The sequence below is a fragment of the Stenotrophomonas sp. PS02298 genome, assembly GCF_029959445.1.
GTDB lineage: Bacteria > Pseudomonadota > Gammaproteobacteria > Xanthomonadales > Xanthomonadaceae > Stenotrophomonas.
On record NZ_JASCOR010000107.1, the window covers coordinates 1 to 15,697 of the forward strand.

Sequence of the window (15,697 nt, forward strand, 5' to 3'; positions counted from 1 at the left end):
GCGCGCGGAACCCGGGGGGGTGCGGCCGCCCCCGCGCGGGCCGCGGGGGGCGGGCGCGGGACGTTGGTACGGGTCGGGGTAGGCCATGAGAAGTCTCCTGTTGATAGGCAATCAGCGCCACAGCCCGCTCGGGCGCCAGCGCGGTGGGCGCGGCGTCAAAGCGGATTCCGGCAAGAAATGGGGCGCGTGGAGTGGCAACGCTGATGCTGGCCCAGCCGCCAACGTCAGTAGGCGTGAGATGCGTTCTTGCGTGGCCGGATGCGTGCGCAACCAGAAGGGTTCGGGATTGCCCCATCCCGGCCACAACCAGGCGCGCCAGGAGCGGCTGACCCGCTCGACTTTCGCCAGCGCGGACGCAAGCCCCTGCGGGTCGCCAGTCAGTTCCGCAGCGAGGCGGTCAGCGTCGAACTCACGCACGCGAGACAAGCCGAGCTGTGCGAGCAGGGCCAGCTGGGGCGATGCGGCCAATAACAATAAACCAGGCCAATAGACCTCCGCCGCGCCAACCAGCAGCGCGGGCAGGTTGAGCAGGATCGCGATTTGTCCCATGAGGGCCAGCAGGCTCGTGAGGCGACTGACGGAATCCGCCAGCCTCATGACGCGCAGATCCTCATTGGTGATGTGCGCGATCTCGTGCGCGAGCACACCCGCCAGCTCGCGTGGGCCAGGCGGCGCAGCAAGCCATCGGTGAGGGCGATCGATGCCTCCTGCTTCGATCCGGTGGCGAAGGCGTTGACGACGGCACTGGGCACGTAGTGCGGTGCGGCACCGGCGTTGCGGGCAAACCGGCACGGGCGGGCAGCTCGCGCAACAGGGTCGACATCTCGTGGGCTTCTTGCGGGTGCAAGGCCCGTACGCGGTACAGGCGCAAGCTCAGCGCCGACGCGGCTACCGGTTCCAGCAGCAACGCACCTGCAACGGCAAACAGCGCGAGCCACAGGCCGCCTTCCCCAAACGGCAGTCTCCCTGCTGCGGCTGCGATGCCGACCAGGGTCAGGACCAACAGCCCGGTCTGCAGGCGGTTGAGCCAGCGGTGTTGCAACAGCGCCGTGCGCGGATCACTGGGATGATGACGGGTCATGCTCAGAGGTCTCGGCGGCGCGGTCGCCGCGCTTGCGCAGCAGCCAGTAGGTCGCACCCAGAGCCAGCGTGGCGCCTGCCAGCGCGGCTATCTTTGCGGGGCTCGCCTCGGGCTCGAGGATCACGAACTTGCGCGCCAGCGCGATCAGGCCGATGAGGATCACGGTCTTGACCTGGATGATGCTGTCCCGACGCAGCGCCACGCGCACAATGGAATGCTTGAATTCCATCGCGATCAAGAGCGTCATGATCATGCCGAACACACTCTGGAATACCTTGTGATCCAGGGGATTGAAGGCATCGAGGACCAGCAGCGTGAAGACGATGGCGATGAGCTGGAACAGCGACACCACGATGATGACGGCAATTACCGCCGACAGAACGAGGGCGACGACCTGCTCGAAGCGCTCGTATAAACTCATGATGGCCCATTGGTCACTGAACACCTGAAATGGATTGCGGCCTGTTGACTTCATGCAGATGGACTCCCTGCGACATTGCCGCTGTCGAGACGGCGGCGCATCGCACTGATGTTTCGTTCGACGAGCTCGGCCGACATGCCAAGCGACGACATCACTTGTTCCGCCAGCCCAAGGCCTGCGGCAAAGGATTGCTGGTACACACGCACGTTGGGCGTGGCGCGAAATGCATCGGCCGCGGTCGTTCTTCCGCATGACACCCACAAGGTCAGCGCCGGACGGCGCTCGGCAATCGCCTGGGCGATGCGCAGCACTTGCTGGGCATGGGCGAACGTGAGCACCACCAGACGCGCTTGTGCCAACCCGGCAGCCAGCAGGGTATCGGGCCGACTCGCATCGCCATGGAACACCGGCACGCCGGCGGCACGCTCGGCCTCTACCTTCTGCTCGTCTGCTTCCAGCAGCAGATGCGCCACGCCGGCGTGGCGAAGAATCTCACTGACGGTCAGGCCAAGCTCGCCCGCGCCGCAAATGATGACGTGGTCTCGAAATCGCGCTGTCTGCGCAGTGATCTCAACTTCTTCAGCCTGGGGTGGCTGAATGACGCCGCCGGTGCGGCTCAAGAACCGGGCAAGTACATCGTGATGGCGGATCAGCAGCGGTGCCAAGGCCATGCTGAGCACCAGCGCGACCAGCATGGGTTGTACGACGGTCGCGGGAATCAGATGCTGCTGCAAGACCATGCCCAACAACAGCAGGGCGAACTCGCCGCCATGCCCCAACGCTATGCCCGTGCGCCAGGCATCGAGGGCGGATAGGCGCGTCGCCCGCAAGGCCAGGGTGTTGAGCCCGATCTTGACCGGCACCAGCACTGCCAGCCACGCCAACACCGTCAGCGGTGCCGAAAGAATCTGTGCTCCGTCCAACTGCAGGCCGATGGTCACGAAGAACACCCCCGACAACACATCGCGAAACGGTTTGAGGTGGCTTTCCATGTGGTGACGGAAGTCGCTCTCGCCCAGCACCATGCCGGCCAAAAACGCACCCAGGGCGGCGGATACGCCGACCGCGTGTGCAGCAGCGGCGGCAGCCACCACCACGCACAAGGAAACCAGCACGAAGGATTCTTCGTGGCCCTGCCGCGCCACCCAGCCCAGCAGGCCATGCAACAGACGACGGGAGGCGAGGGCCGCTGCCGCGAACAACATCAGCACGCCCAACACTTCGAGCAGCACGCTCTCGATCTTCGGCGACTCGCCGCGCGCCCAGATCGCCAGCAGGGCCAGCAGGGGCACGCTGGCCAGGTCCTGAAAGACCAGCACGGCGATGGCGCTGCGGCCGTGGCGGGTGGTGAGCTCGCCTTGGTCGGCCAGCTGTCGGCTGACCAGCGCCGTGGACGACATGGCCGCCGCAGTGCTGAGCAACGCAGCGCTCTGAACTGGCTGTCCCAGCCACATCAACATCAAGGTCAGTGGCGTGGCGACAGCGATCATCTGCAAGCTGCCGGACGCCAATACGGTTTTACGGGAAAGCCAGAAGTGCCCGAGGGAGAACTCCAGCCCAACCATGAACAGCAGCAGGGCCACGCCCAGCTCGGACAGAAAATCAAGCGCTTCTCCCGGCGCGACTACACCGCTGACCGACGGGCCCAGCAAGGCGCCGATGGCGAGGTAACCCAGCAAGGCGGGTACTCTGAACGCCGCCGTCGCCACCGCCGCGAGGCTGCATGCCGCCAGCAGGATCAGGGTGGCGCCGAGCAAGTCCTGCATCGGTCAGCGCCCCACCTGTGCAGATGCCCAGCGCACGATGTCCTGCGCGCCCAAGGCGCCGGCCTGACGCCCGATCTCCCGCCCACCCTGGAACAGGGCGAGCGTCGGAATGCTGCGGATGCCGAACTGCGCGGCCAGGTGGGGTTCTGCCTCGGTATTGACCTTGGCCAGCCTGACCCTGGGTTCGAGCTGGCGCGCCGCTTGCTGGAATTGCGGGGCCATCATCTTGCACGGCCCGCACCAAGGTGCCCAGAAATCGACCAACAGTGGCAGGTCGCTGCGCTCCACGTGGCGCGAAAACGTCGCCGTGGTCAACTCGATGGGTTCGCCCGTGAACAAGGGCTGCTGGCAGCGGCCGCAGTTGGGATGTTCCGATAGCTTCGCAGTCGGTACGCGGTTGATGGACTGGCAATGCGGACAGACGAGGTGAAGATCATTCTTCATGGTTCGCCTCCTTGGACCACAGTGAGGCTGCCGCGCTTCGGGTCACAGACAATGCCGACCAATCAACGCCTTGGAGCCAATCGTTCCCGTCTTTGCTTACTCCGGCCTCTTCCAAATGAGCAGCGATGAACGCTTCGGCCTGCATCAGCCACCTTTGGACAGTATCTTCCTTACTAGGAATCAGCAGGATTTCAGAGACGCTGCTGGCATCCAGCCCGTCCACACGGATAAGCAGAAAAATGCGCCGCCACAAACGCGGCATGTCCTTCAGCAGGTCGAATGCAAAAGCGAACTCGCTCGACCGATCAACTAGCTCCTCCTGTTCCGCGATCGTTGCGGCATCGGGATGCTGACTGTCAGCGATGATATCGGCCAGCCTGAGTGTGTCGTCGGGCTGATAAAATTCGAAGACTTCCTCTTCCACCATGGCCTCGGCGACGTCCTGGGCATCCGCTTCGACCGGCGCGTCCAGAGAAACGAATTCGCCAAATTGCCGGCTGTTTGCCACTTCGTGATCCAGGACGGCGAACAGATGCTTCAGAAGACCGAAGTAAGCCGCTTTTTCTTCCGGCACGGATTGCCATTCCACCTCAGCTTGGACAATCGCTTCATCCACCACGTCGCGCAGCGTCGGATAATCGCGCGGTAAATCGCCGACGGCACGCAGATAAGCCAGCTCACGCCTTGCGACAGCCTCAAGTTTCGACAGTAGAGGCATTCGGGTCACTTTGGCCTCATGGGCGGCTGACGCGGGTTTTGCGGCAATTCGCACCTTAAGCTCGCGCAAGCGAGCGCGTCGTGCTTTGCGCTTGATTTGGTCCTGAGCATGCAGCCGGTCAAAATGCTTCTTGGCCTGACGGAACAACGACTGTGCGAGCTTCCGCGCGAGGGGCGTCAGCTCGTCATGTGATGCAGTAACGCTGACAATCTTTTTGCCGGGCAGGTGCATATAGCCACTGGCCAGAAATTGCCGCTTGATCTTGTCGCGATCAAGGACGATTTGAAGTCGCACTGAATCTTTAGTGTGTTTGTCGAGCAATGGCTTGAGGGCGTGCTCGATCACATTTCCCAAAGCTCTCTGCCATGGTTCATGAAACTCTTTGTCGATAGCTCGATAGCTATATTGCATCTGCATGCATGACTCCTTTGATGTCATTTCTATGGAGGCACGAACCGAAAATGCTCATATCCATAGAATTTAGTTTGACCCGCTCTTATCCCTGGCGCGTTTTGCGAAGACGCCAACTCAAGAACAAAAGCGTGACACCAGAGACTGCCGCATAGAAGCCCAACAGCCAGCCTGCGGCCAGGAATGACTCGACCGGACGGGAAAAAAATATCCACAAGACGATAGCGCCAAGGACAATCGAGAGCAGTCCACTGAAGGCAAGCCAGATTTCACCCTTGATTTCTTGACGCAGCCGAACGGCGGCGGATATCTCCAGCACACCGGTGAAAATCGCCCAGAACCCCACGCTAGCCCATAAAAAAGAAGCCATGACCATCGTGGCGACCCAAGGAGCAACCAGGACGACGACGCCGGTAAGTATGCCGACAATGCCGCTGAACAGCAGCCAGCCCCAGCGCTCTTTTTTCTGGATATGGCGCACCGCTGCAACCAAGTTGAAAGCGCCATTGACCAAGGAAAATGCTCCGAACACTAAGGTCATGGCCAACAGAGCCGATTGCGGCATCCAGAACGCAAGGGCTGCGAAAATCAATGCCAAGACACCGCGCAACGCAAAAATCCACCAATTTTCGGTCAATGAACACAGTGTTTTGGTGGGCTCATCCGCACTGGAATCGGCGATGGTGTATGTGTTCATGCTATATCTCCTAAAGATCTAGTGGGGTGAAAAAGTAAACACTCCTGAGCCAAGAGAGGGGCGCGACGCGCCCCTCTTACGCCCTATCCAGCGGTTTCAGAACAACTTGGACAGCTTTGCCTTGATTTCATCGAGCCAGCCTTTTCCGCTGCCTCCCCCAGCCGTCTTTTGCTTGACTTTCTTGAGTTCAGCATATAGGGGCTCAAAGTCCTTCTTCTTTCCATAGCCCAGCAGTTCTGCCATTTCCAACTGCTGCCGCGCTTCTTTCAATAATGTCTCCAGGCGCTCATTGGACGCTTCGCTCCGCTGACCATCTTCTACCAAGGTCTCGGCGCGCTTCAGGAGCAGCCTGGCGCGCAGGGCGGGCAGCGGATGCACGCTGCGCGTCTCGACCAGCGTGCTGAGCGCTGCCTGCAGCGCGGCTTTGGCTTCTTCAATCTTGCCCTGATCGATCAGCGGCACGACTGACTTCACGGCTGCGGGATAGGACGCCAGAGGGATGTTGGTGACCGCGATCACGATTTCACTGGCCAGCAAAGCCAGCACGTGACGTGCCTGTTGCACCTCGCCATGTTTGAGGGCATCCAGCGCCTCGTCGGTCATCGCCTCAATGGTTTCCGTGTTGGCGAACAAGTCGTGCACGATGGTGCGCACATCAACGGGGGCCAGGGCGAGCGTGGGTTCGCGCGCAACGATCAGCTCCAGCTTTCCCGTCACTTCGGCCAGCGTTGCCAATGCGCGTGCAGCGTCCTTGCCGTCAAGTGCGGCCAGCGCTGATTTGGTCAGCGCCAAGGCCGAGACGGCCTCATCGAGGACTTGTTTACGTTTGTCTGCCGCCTGCGAGTCCGTTTCCTTCTGAACCTCAGGCTGTACCTCCGTGACGACTTCAGGCTTGGCCTCTGGACTGACAGGAAGGCTGCTTACCGCGGCCTGTTCGTTTATTTCTTTGTTCGTCGCATTGGGATTCGATGTTTGCTCATTCATGGTGATATGCCTCGTATGAGTTAGTGAAAATAGGCGAATCTATTGGGGCTGACTGCGAACATCGCGAGACTGACCGACCGAACAGTCGGCCCCTTCATCACCTCAAAACAGCTTTTGGAGGCGCGTCTTCAACTCGTCGAACCATCCCTTGCCGCTTTTTCCTCCGGCGGATTTCTGCTCGATAGCCTTCACCTGATCGAAGATGGGCTTGAAGTCCGCCTTCTTGCCATAACCCAGGATCTGCGCCAGCTCGATTTCCGTGCGCACGTAGGCCAGCAGGGCGCTGAGCTCCTCGCTCTGTTTGGCATTGCGCTTGCCGGTCTCGGCCAGCTTTTCCGCTTTTGCCATCGCGGCTTCGGCCCGTAGCACGGGCAGAGGAAAGGCGACCGAGGTCCTCACCAGCGTGTTCAGCGCTCGGGCGAGCACCGCCTTGGCATCGTCAATCTTGCCGCTGTCGATGAGCCGTGCGGCCGAATTGATCGCTGCCGGGTACGTTGCCATCGGCAGGTTGTCGGTTTCGATCACGATTTCGCTGGCAAGATTGGCAATAATGGGCCGTGCCTTTTGCACCTCGCCATCATCCAACAACTCCCGAGACAACTTGACCGCTTTCTTGACCGATTCCACGTTGGCGTGGATATCGTGGGTGATGACGCGTACATCGACCGGCGCCAAAGCAAGTTTTGGGTCACGCGCCAATACCAGTTCCAGCTTTCCGCTGGCCAGTTCCAGCGCAGCGAGCGCCTCCTTGGTCTTCCTTGCATCAAGGAGGATCAATGCCTCATGGGTCTTGGCCAGCGCAGTGATTGCATCTTGGGCGAGTTTGGCGCGCTTTTTATCGGCTTCCCGGGCGGCCTTGTCATCTACCTGTGGCTGCGCCGCTTTGGATGCGGCAGAGGGTGCTGCAGCACCTGGGCTAGAACCTGCCGCCGATTGGGCCAGAGCCGGTCCGCTCAGTCCGACGACGACCGCCAGGGCAAGTGCGGAGAAGGTTGATTGGGGCTGTTTGATATTCATGATCTTGGGTTCCTAGTTAAAGTTAGTTGACTGAGATTTCAATCTGTTTCGGTTTGGCTTGCTCGGCCTTGACAAGCCGCACTTCCAGCGCGCCGTCTTTCATCGAAGCCGTCACCTTGGTCGGATCAACGTTGTCAGGCAAGACAAAGCTGCGCACAAAGCGGCCATACGCACGTTCGATGCGGTGGAACTTCTTGCCCTGCTCCTCTTTTTCCAGTTTGCGCTCGCCGCTGATGGTGAGCACACCGTTTTCCGCGCTGACGCGCACGGCATCCTTGGGGACCTCCGGCAGATCCAGTTTGAGGATGAATGCGTTCTCATCCTCGCTGATGTCCACCATTGGTGCCCAGTCCGCCGTGGTCATGGCTTCGTTGCCGGTACGGGCGCCCTGTCGCTGGGGTGTCCGTCCCAACATCGTCGCCAGGCGGTTTTGCAATTCATCCAGTTCCCGGAAGGGGTCCCACGGAGTCAATGCAGACATATCGGTTCTCCTTGAACAATTCCGGCGAATTGGATGACGCACTGAACAGAGCCGTCGGTTTACTCTGAATGGTTCTTACTACAGTTTTCAGTTCCGAACAAGTCCTTGAGTCAATTGACGGATATCGCTTTCGTCGAGCGTTTCCCGCGCCAGCAGCTCGCGCGCACAACGCTCCAGCACCGCGCGGTTGGTGTCGAGGATCCGGTAGGCGCGCTCGAACACGCCCATCACGATGTCGCGGATGGCCTGATCGATGCGCGCCTGGGTCGATTCGGCCACCCGGCAGCCGCCGTGGGCCAGTTCCGGTGTATCGAGAAAGCGTGGCCGCTGCGCCTCGAAGGCGATGTAGCCCAGTCCTTCGTCCATGCCAAAGCGGGTGATCATGTCGCGGGCAATGTCGGTGGCCCGTGCGAGGTCATCGGCCGCCCCGGTGGACAGCTCGCCGAACACGAGCTTCTCGGCCGCACGACCGCCCAGCACGGCGATCTTGTGTTCCAGAGCGGCGCGCGTCATCAGGAAGCGGTCTTCGGTGGGGCGTTGCAGCGTGTAGCCCAGCGCGCCGATGCCGCGCGGGATGATCGAGATCTTGTGCACGGGGTCGGTGCCGGGCAGCGCCAGCGCCGCCAGCGCATGGCCCATCTCGTGATAGGCCACGGTTTCCCGCTCCTTCGGATTGAGCACACGGTTCTTCCTTTCCAGGCCGGCCACGATGCGCTCGATGGCGGCGGTGAAGTCTTGCAGTTCCACAGCCTGCGCCTTGCGCCGCGTCGCGTTCAGCGCTGCTTCGTTCACGAGATTGGCCAGATCAGCGCCGGAAAAGCCGGTGGTCAGCGCCGCCACCTGTTCGAGATCGATATCCTGAGCCAGCGTCACCTTCTTGACGTGGACTTTCAGGATGTCCAGCCGTCCCTTCTTGTCGGGCCGGTCCACCAGCACCTGGCGGTCGAAGCGACCGGCGCGAAGCAAGGCCTGATCGAGGATCTCCGGCCGGTTGGTGGCAGCGAGGATGATCAGCCCCACCGAACTGTCGAAGCCGTCCATCTCCGTGAGCAGCTGGTTGAGGGTCTGTTCGCGCTCGTCGTGGCCGCCGATGGGGCCGCCGACACCGCGCGCGCGGCCCAGTGCGTCGAGTTCGTCGATGAAGATGATGGCCGGCGCCTGCCCGCGCGCCTGCTCGAACAGGTCGCGCACGCGCGCCGCACCCACGCCGACGAACATCTCGACGAACTCCGAGCCTGAGATGGAGAAGAACGGCACCCCGGCCTCGCCCGCCACGGCCTTGGCCAGTAGGGTCTTGCCCGTGCCCGGTGGGCCGACCAGCAACACGCCCTTGGGAATGCGCGCCCCGAGCCGTCCATACTCCTGCGGATTCTTGAGGAAATCGACGATCTCAACCAACTCCGCCTTGGCTTCATCGACGCCAGCGACATCGGCAAAGGTCACGCCAGTGTTCTTCTCCATGAACACCTTGGCGCGGCTCTTGCCGATGCTCAGGAACCCGCCCATGCCCTGCTTCTCGGCAAAGCGGCGGAACAGGAAGAACCAGACGCCGAAGAAGGCCACCCCCGGCAAGATCCAGGACAGGATGTCGCGCAGCCAAGTGCTTTCCACCACGCGGGCATAGGGCACGTCGTATTTCGACAGCCGCTCGGCGAGATCGGGCTCGACGCGCGTGGCCACGAGTGTGGCTTTGCCACGACTGTCCGGCGATTTCAGACGCCCGGTCACCGTGCGGTCCGACACCAGCACCTCGGCGCCGCCCCCCCCGGCCAGCGCCTTTTCGAATTCGCTGTAGGGCACGGGCTCGACGGTCTGCGCCGCCTGCAAGTAGTTTTGCAGCGTCAAGAGCAACAGGCCGGCGACGATCCAGTAGCCGATGTTCCATTGATCTTTCTTTTCCAAGGGCCGTGTTCCGCGAAGGTCGTGTCGCTAAAGAACGGGGGTGAACAGACGGGCCGCGCCGTCACGCAAACGGATGGCCAGCGAGCGGGAGCGCAGTGCCACCACTGATACTTCGTCGGACTCATGAAGGGCGGCATCGAAGAGCGCCTCCAGCTGTGTGCACAGCGTGGCGTCGTAGACCTCGACATTGAACTCGAAGTTGAGGCGCAGGCTGCGCGCGTCCCAGTTGGCCGAACCCAGGCAACACCATCGGCCATCGACCAGCATCAGCTTGGTGTGATCGAAGGGGCCCTGCCGCTCGAAGATGCGTACACCGTGCTCCATCACCTGCCAGTAGTGGGCGCGCGCAGCCCACTGCACCGTAGGATGGTCGCAGCTCGCGGGTGTCAGCACCTCGACACGCACGCCGCGCATCGCGGCCGTGCTCAGCGCCGCGATCATCGGCTGATCGGGGACGAAGTAAGGTGTCCAGATGCGCACCGAATGCTTCGCGGCGCTCAAAGCGCCCATGAAGGTCCAGCGCATCCGGTCCAGGGCGTCATCGGGACCGGCCTCGATGCCGCGCGCCCAAGAGTTTCCTTGTTCATCAGCCGTTGCGGGCGATTCGCCCCAGAAACCCTCGCTGAGCCGCTCGCCCGTGGTATCGCACCAATCATCGGTGAAGCACCCCATCAGATGCGCAACCACTGGCCCGCGCAGACGAAAGTGCAAATCGTGACAGGCCTGGCCCGGCGCATCGGGCCGCCAATACGTGCTGCAGATGTTCATGCCACCGGTGAAACCTGTCTCGCCATCGATCACTAGCAGCTTGCGGTGATTGCGCAGATGCGCGGCATGCAGGCGCGCGGGAATCAACGTCGGGTTGAACGTCGCCGCCGGAACGCCGGCGCGTTGCAAGGCGCGGTAGGCGCTGCGGTGCGTCCAGCGGGCAGAGACGTCGTCGATCAGCACCCGCACTTGCACGCCGCGCTCATGAGCCCGGCGCAGCGCATCGACGAACTGCGCCCCGATGCCTTGGCTGTCGAAGATGTACGAGGCCAGGGCGACGCTGTACCGCGCCGATTCGATGGCGGCGAGCATGGCCGGGTAGGCCTGCTCGCCATCGACAAGCGGCTCGGTGCGGTTGCCGCCGGTCAGCGACTGGCCGGTGGCGCGTCCCACCAGGTGCGCCAGACCGGCAAGCGGCGCCGAAACAGCCTCGGGCATCGTGGGCGAGAGGCCTTGCCGAACAGCATGATCTGCTCCCGGAAAAAGCCGCCGCGCCCGCCGCTGGTAACGGTTGATGCCGAACAGCCCATACAGCAGCGAACCGCCCAGCGGCAACAAGGCGATCAGCAGTACCCACAGCGTGGCCGATCGCGGGTCACGCTTGTAGATGATCGCGTGCCCCGCTGTGGGGATAGCGACCGCCAGCGACACGAGGGTGGCTGCCAATGTCAGCCCGTTGGGGTCGGACACGACAGCCTCCCATCGCTCAAGATTCGCCGCCCGCTGACTTCTTCTTGCGCTTAGGCTTGCTCTCGCCGTTCGGCGGTGCCTCGGCCACGTTCGCGGCATCGGGCTTATCAGGCTCGGCCGGCTGCGCGGGTGGCTCCTTGCGCTCGAAGACGACGCGTTCGGCCTTGTCGTCCCAGCGGGCGCTGGCGTGATCGCCCTTGCCGATACCGCCACCCAGCATCTCGCGCGCCAATGCGGTCTCCAGTTCGCTGCGGATCAGCCGCTTGAGCTCGCGCGCTCCGAACTCGGGTTTGTAGCCTTCCTCTGCGAAGTGGTCGATCAAGGTCTGATCGAAGCTGAGCGTCACGCCCTGGCTGGCGGCGTTGCGGGCCACGCGATCGAGCTGCAGGCCGACGATATGGCGGATCTCCTCCTTGCCCAGCGCATGGAAGACGATGATCTCGTCGATACGGTTGAGAAACTCGGGCCGGAAGTGGCCGCGCAACACGTCCATCACCTCGGCCTTGGTCTTTTCGTACTCCTCGCCGGCCGCACCACGCGCCTTGAGACGACGCTGGATGATGTCCGAGCCCAGATTCGAGGTGGCGATGATGATGGTGTTGGTGAAATCCACCACCCGGCCCTTGCCGTCGGTGAGCCGGCCGTCGTCGAACACCTGCAGCAGGATGTTGTAGACGTCGGGGTGCGCCTTTTCGATCTCGTCGAGCAGCAGCACGCTGTAGGGCTTGCGGCGCACCTTCTCGGTGAGCTGGCCGCCCTCGTCGTAGCCCACATAACCCGGAGGCGCGCCCACCAGGCGTGCCACGCTATGGCGTTCACCGTACTCGGACATGTCGATGCGCAGCAGCGCACCCTCATCGCCATAGACGGACTCGGCCAGTGCCTTGGCGAGTTCGGTCTTGCCCACACCCGTCGGCCCGAGGAACAGGAAGGTGGCCACTGGCTTGCTGCCTTCGCGCAGGCCCGCGCGCGACAGCCGCACGGCATCGGCCACGGCACGTACTGCTTCGTCCTGTCCCACCAGGCGCTCATGCAGCCGCTGTTCCAGATGCAGCAGCTTCTCGCGTTCTTCCACCGTCAGCTCGTTGACCGGGATGCCGGTCAGCCGCGAGACGATCTGCGCCACGTGCTCTGCCTTGACCTCGGCGCTGCCCGAGGCGCGCTCGCGCTCCCAATCCTCGACGAGCTTCTTTAGTTCGGCCTCTTTGGCCTCGATGCGCTGGCCGAGCTCGGAAGCCTTCTCGTACTGCTTGCGCGAGGCCACGTAATCCTGTTCGCGCCGCAACTGATGCAGTTCGGCCTCCAGCTCTTGCACGGCCACCGGGCGGGCCGTGGCCGACAGCTTCACGCGTGCGGCCGCCTGGTCGAGCAGGTCGATGGCCTTGTCGGGCAAAAAGCGCGCGGTGATGTAGCGATCGGACAACTCGGCGGCGGCAATGATCGCGTCCTCGGTGATGCTGACCTTGTGGTGGGCCTCGAAGGTGTCGCGCAGGCCGCGCAAAATCATCATGGTCTGCGCTACCGTCGGCTCGGGCACCATCACCGGCTGGAAGCGACGCTCCAGCGCGGCATCCTTTTCGATGTACTTCTGATACTCGTTGAGCGTGGTGGCGCCGATCAGGTTCAGCTCGCCGCGCGCCATCATCGGCTTGAAGACGTTGGCCACGTCCAGCCCGCCTTCGCCGCCACCTTGGCCGGCACCGACGATGGTGTGCACCTCGTCGATGAAGAGAATCAGCTCCCCCTGGTGCTCGGTCACTTCCTTGAGCACCTTCTGCACGCGCTCCTCGAACTCGCCGCGGTACTTGGCGCCGGCCACCATGGCATTGATGTTGAGTTCGACCAGGCGCTTGTCACGCAGCGTTTCGGGCACTTCGCCTGCGACCATGCGCTGCGCCAGCCCTTCGACGATGGCGGTCTTGCCGACGCCGGGTTCGCCGATCAGCACCGGGTTGTTCTTCTTGCGCCGGGCCAGCACTTCGATGGTCGTCTCGATCTCCTGCGCGCGACCGATGACCGGATCGAGCTTGCCCTCGCGCGCCATCTTGGTGAGGTCGCGCGAATACTTGTCGAGTTCCGGCGTATTGGTCGGCGTCTCGGCACGGCCGTCCTCGGCCCCCTTGCCGACCACCTTGCTCACCTGCTGGCGCAGCGCCTGCGGCGTGAGCCCGTAGCGGCGCAGCAGGTTGGCTGCCAAGCCTTCGCCTTCTTCGGCCAGGCCGATCAGAAAGTGCTCTGGCCCCACATAGGAATGACTCAACTCGTTGGAGGCCACGAAGGCTCGGCTGAGCGCATCCTTGACACGTGGCGACACGCCGATCTCGCCTTCGAACGGCTTGTCGCCACGCTTGGCTTCGGATTCGATCTGCCGTTTGAGGTCATCGACCTTGATCTTGAACTGCCCTAAGATGGTATTGACCACGTCGCTGTCGGTCAGCGCCAGCAGCAGGTGTTCGGTATCGACTTCGGGCCGGCCGAACTCGGCAGCATGTTTGGCGGCTTCCTGCAACAGGGCCTCAGACTGTTCGCTGATACGGCTGGCCAGCCCACTGCCGCGGCGGCGCGCCGTGCCCGCCGTTGCGGGAGCGGATTCGCCGAAAGACGCATCGACCACTTCGTCGGCATCAGCCGCCACGGACGGTGCATCGTCACCGATGCGGAAGAAGTCGCTGCCGAGGAAGTCTTCGAACAAACCGCTGCGCGAGCCAAACAGAGCCTCCAGCGGCGAGACGGTGCGCTTTTGCTGGCGCGCCAGTTGGCGATAGTGATCGTCACACAACAGCATGGTGCTGTGGCGACCATTGAGATTGGCTTCCACCCGCACCGTGGCGGGTTGGCCGCAGACTTGGCATTGTTTTCTGGCCATGCTGATGCTCCTGAGAGGGTTAACTGGGCGAGGCACCGCAGATCAAGGCGCCTCGCCCTTCACTTGGTTTCTTGCAAAGGACTAGCCGGTGGGCGTCAGCCATTGATCGGGATCGAGCGCCCCTGCGTGGGCGTACTGGCCTCGCGCTTGTCCATCGTTATCGTGAGCACGCCGTTCTTGAAAGCGGCCTTGATCGTGTCCTGGTTGGCATCGGCCGGCAGGTTCAGAGCGCGCTGAAAGCTGCCGTAGGAGCGCTCCACCCGGTGGAAACCACCGTCTTTGGTTTCCTGCTCCTGACGCTTTTCACCGCGCACCAGCAACACATCGTTATCGAGCGTGATTCGAATGTCCTTTTCCTCGACGCCGGGTACTTCCAGGGCGATCGTGTACTGCTTGTCCGTTTCCTGGATGTCCAGCGCCGGCTTCAGCATGCCCGGCCACTCCGACGGCCAGCGTGGCATGGCCAGCGTCGGGAAACCGAATCCTCGAAACGCGTCGTCAAACAGGCGGTCGATCTCGCGATGCAATTGCAGAATGGGACTGACGGGCCCACCCGCCACCGACAGGTCATTGCGCTGCACCGGCAGCGAGGCAGTGCTCTGTTGTTCTTCCTGCTCCTTCTTGAACCAGTTCCAGGGAGCCAGTTTCTTTAAATCAATGTCCATGTCACACCTCAAGAAGAAAAATTGAAGACTCTCGCTCACTCCGTTTGCCTGCGGCGACGGACAGCGCGCCCAGACGACACGGAGTGTTCCGCTGACTTTGGCTGCTCATCTGTGCGTATCACCTCCTTCTTTCTGCCTGCTTGGATCTGATCATTGATCCATCGATCGATTTCACTTTGACGAAACCGCCACGTCCCGCCGACCTTGAAGGCCGGAATTTCCCCGTGCGCGGCGAGCCGGTAAAGCGTCCGCTTGCCGACTTTAAAGTAGGCAGCCAACTCGTCGAGTGTGAAGATCGCCTGCTGGCGCGCTGTCATACCACCCCCACAAGTTCCGTCGTCACGCGGCCTCGCCTGAGGAAGTTCTTGCAAGACTTTGCAAGATAGTGCGCCTAGAATGCCGAAAGTCAAGAGTCAACATCCAGCGATCTGCTGGCCGATTGATGTGACTCAAATCTTCAAGGACGGTATGCCAGGGCGGGCCGGTCCGGCGCAGGGGACGGTGGGTTGATCGGGACCTTGCGGGCGCCGCCCACGGCCGCAGATCAAACACCGATCCTCACGTTGTAACCGAGCGCCCGCAGCCCCTTGCTCGTGCGCATGTTCCTTGGCGGAAACTCGTCTTGGTGCGCCCAACCGACGATTTCCCCGAGGCTGCTCGGGTTCTACCCCGAAATCACGGACGGTTGTAAAAGGGCTGAGAACTTCTGGTCTTGCCTGGCGACCCTTCGTCGCATCCTCGGGTTGTGGAACCGCTCGATGTATTCGAACACATCCGCCCTCGCGG

Annotated in this window: 13 protein-coding genes and 3 pseudogenes; all 16 read right to left on the bottom strand. The window is 62.4% G+C overall.

Annotated elements, in window-relative coordinates:
* Positions 1 to 111 precede the first annotated feature (111 nt).
* A pseudogene (locus QMX78_RS14810) lies at positions 112 to 1,081 on the bottom strand (zinc metalloprotease HtpX).
* Positions 1,059 to 1,556, bottom strand: a complete 498-nt coding sequence (gene psiE-GI, locus QMX78_RS14815) for a heat resistance protein PsiE-GI (protein ID WP_049441486.1) — start codon at positions 1,554 to 1,556, stop codon at positions 1,059 to 1,061. Before psiE-GI ends, QMX78_RS14810 begins: the two are co-directional and overlap by 23 nt.
* A complete protein-coding gene (gene kefB-GI, locus QMX78_RS14820) occupies positions 1,553 to 3,268 on the bottom strand; it encodes a heat resistance system K+/H+ antiporter KefB-GI (protein WP_049420595.1) in 1,716 nt (571 codons plus the stop codon). Before kefB-GI ends, psiE-GI begins: the two co-directional genes overlap by 4 nt.
* A gap of 3 nt (positions 3,269 to 3,271) precedes the next feature.
* Positions 3,272 to 3,712: a heat resistance system thioredoxin Trx-GI gene (gene trx-GI, locus QMX78_RS14825; RefSeq protein WP_012761376.1), complete on the bottom strand. Its 441-nt coding sequence runs from the start codon at positions 3,710 to 3,712 to the stop codon at positions 3,272 to 3,274.
* Entirely contained in the window at positions 3,702 to 4,847 is a 1,146-nt protein-coding gene (locus QMX78_RS14830) for a hypothetical protein (RefSeq protein ID WP_049420592.1), read from the bottom strand. The genes trx-GI and QMX78_RS14830 overlap by 11 nt, the downstream gene beginning before the upstream one ends.
* A gap of 79 nt (positions 4,848 to 4,926) precedes the next feature.
* Positions 4,927 to 5,538 (bottom strand): HdeD family acid-resistance protein, encoded by a 612-nt coding sequence (locus QMX78_RS14835; RefSeq protein WP_282270880.1) that lies wholly within the window; start codon positions 5,536 to 5,538, stop codon positions 4,927 to 4,929.
* Between the two features lie 96 nt (positions 5,539 to 5,634).
* Positions 5,635 to 6,522, bottom strand: coding sequence for a heat resistance protein YfdX2 (gene yfdX2 / locus QMX78_RS14840; protein WP_049408527.1), 888 nt, complete (start codon positions 6,520 to 6,522; stop codon positions 5,635 to 5,637).
* Positions 6,523 to 6,624: 102 nt separating this feature from the next.
* Positions 6,625 to 7,539: a heat resistance protein YfdX1 gene (yfdX1, locus tag QMX78_RS14845; protein ID WP_282270882.1), complete on the bottom strand. Its 915-nt coding sequence runs from the start codon at positions 7,537 to 7,539 to the stop codon at positions 6,625 to 6,627.
* A 22-nt stretch (positions 7,540 to 7,561) separates the two neighbouring features.
* Positions 7,562 to 8,020 carry a small heat shock protein sHSP20-GI gene (gene hsp20-GI, locus QMX78_RS14850; protein WP_262252121.1) on the bottom strand — a complete coding sequence of 153 codons (459 nt, stop codon included), beginning with the start codon at positions 8,018 to 8,020 and terminating at the stop codon, positions 7,562 to 7,564.
* Positions 8,021 to 8,107: 87 nt separating this feature from the next.
* On the bottom strand, positions 8,108 to 9,922 hold the full coding sequence (ftsH, locus tag QMX78_RS14855) for an ATP-dependent zinc metalloprotease FtsH (protein ID WP_049420586.1): 1,815 nt from the start codon (positions 9,920 to 9,922) through the stop codon (positions 8,108 to 8,110).
* Between the two features lie 27 nt (positions 9,923 to 9,949).
* A complete protein-coding gene (gene cls, locus QMX78_RS14860) occupies positions 9,950 to 11,380 on the bottom strand; it encodes a cardiolipin synthase (RefSeq protein WP_049441491.1) in 1,431 nt (476 codons plus the stop codon).
* A gap of 16 nt (positions 11,381 to 11,396) precedes the next feature.
* Complete coding sequence (gene clpK, locus QMX78_RS14865; protein WP_049420582.1) at positions 11,397 to 14,246, bottom strand: heat shock survival AAA family ATPase ClpK; 2,850 nt, start codon at positions 14,244 to 14,246, stop codon at positions 11,397 to 11,399.
* A gap of 95 nt (positions 14,247 to 14,341) precedes the next feature.
* Complete coding sequence (locus QMX78_RS14870) at positions 14,342 to 14,911, bottom strand: Hsp20/alpha crystallin family protein (RefSeq protein WP_049420580.1); 570 nt, start codon at positions 14,909 to 14,911, stop codon at positions 14,342 to 14,344.
* A gap of 35 nt (positions 14,912 to 14,946) precedes the next feature.
* Positions 14,947 to 15,228, bottom strand: coding sequence for a helix-turn-helix domain-containing protein (locus QMX78_RS14875; RefSeq protein WP_282270893.1), 282 nt, complete (start codon positions 15,226 to 15,228; stop codon positions 14,947 to 14,949).
* Positions 15,229 to 15,455: 227 nt separating this feature from the next.
* Positions 15,456 to 15,569 (bottom strand): annotated as a pseudogene (locus tag QMX78_RS21605) (phospholipase); the annotation flags it as partial.
* Between the two features lie 6 nt (positions 15,570 to 15,575).
* Positions 15,576 to 15,697 (bottom strand): annotated as a pseudogene (locus QMX78_RS14880) (IS3 family transposase); the annotation flags it as partial.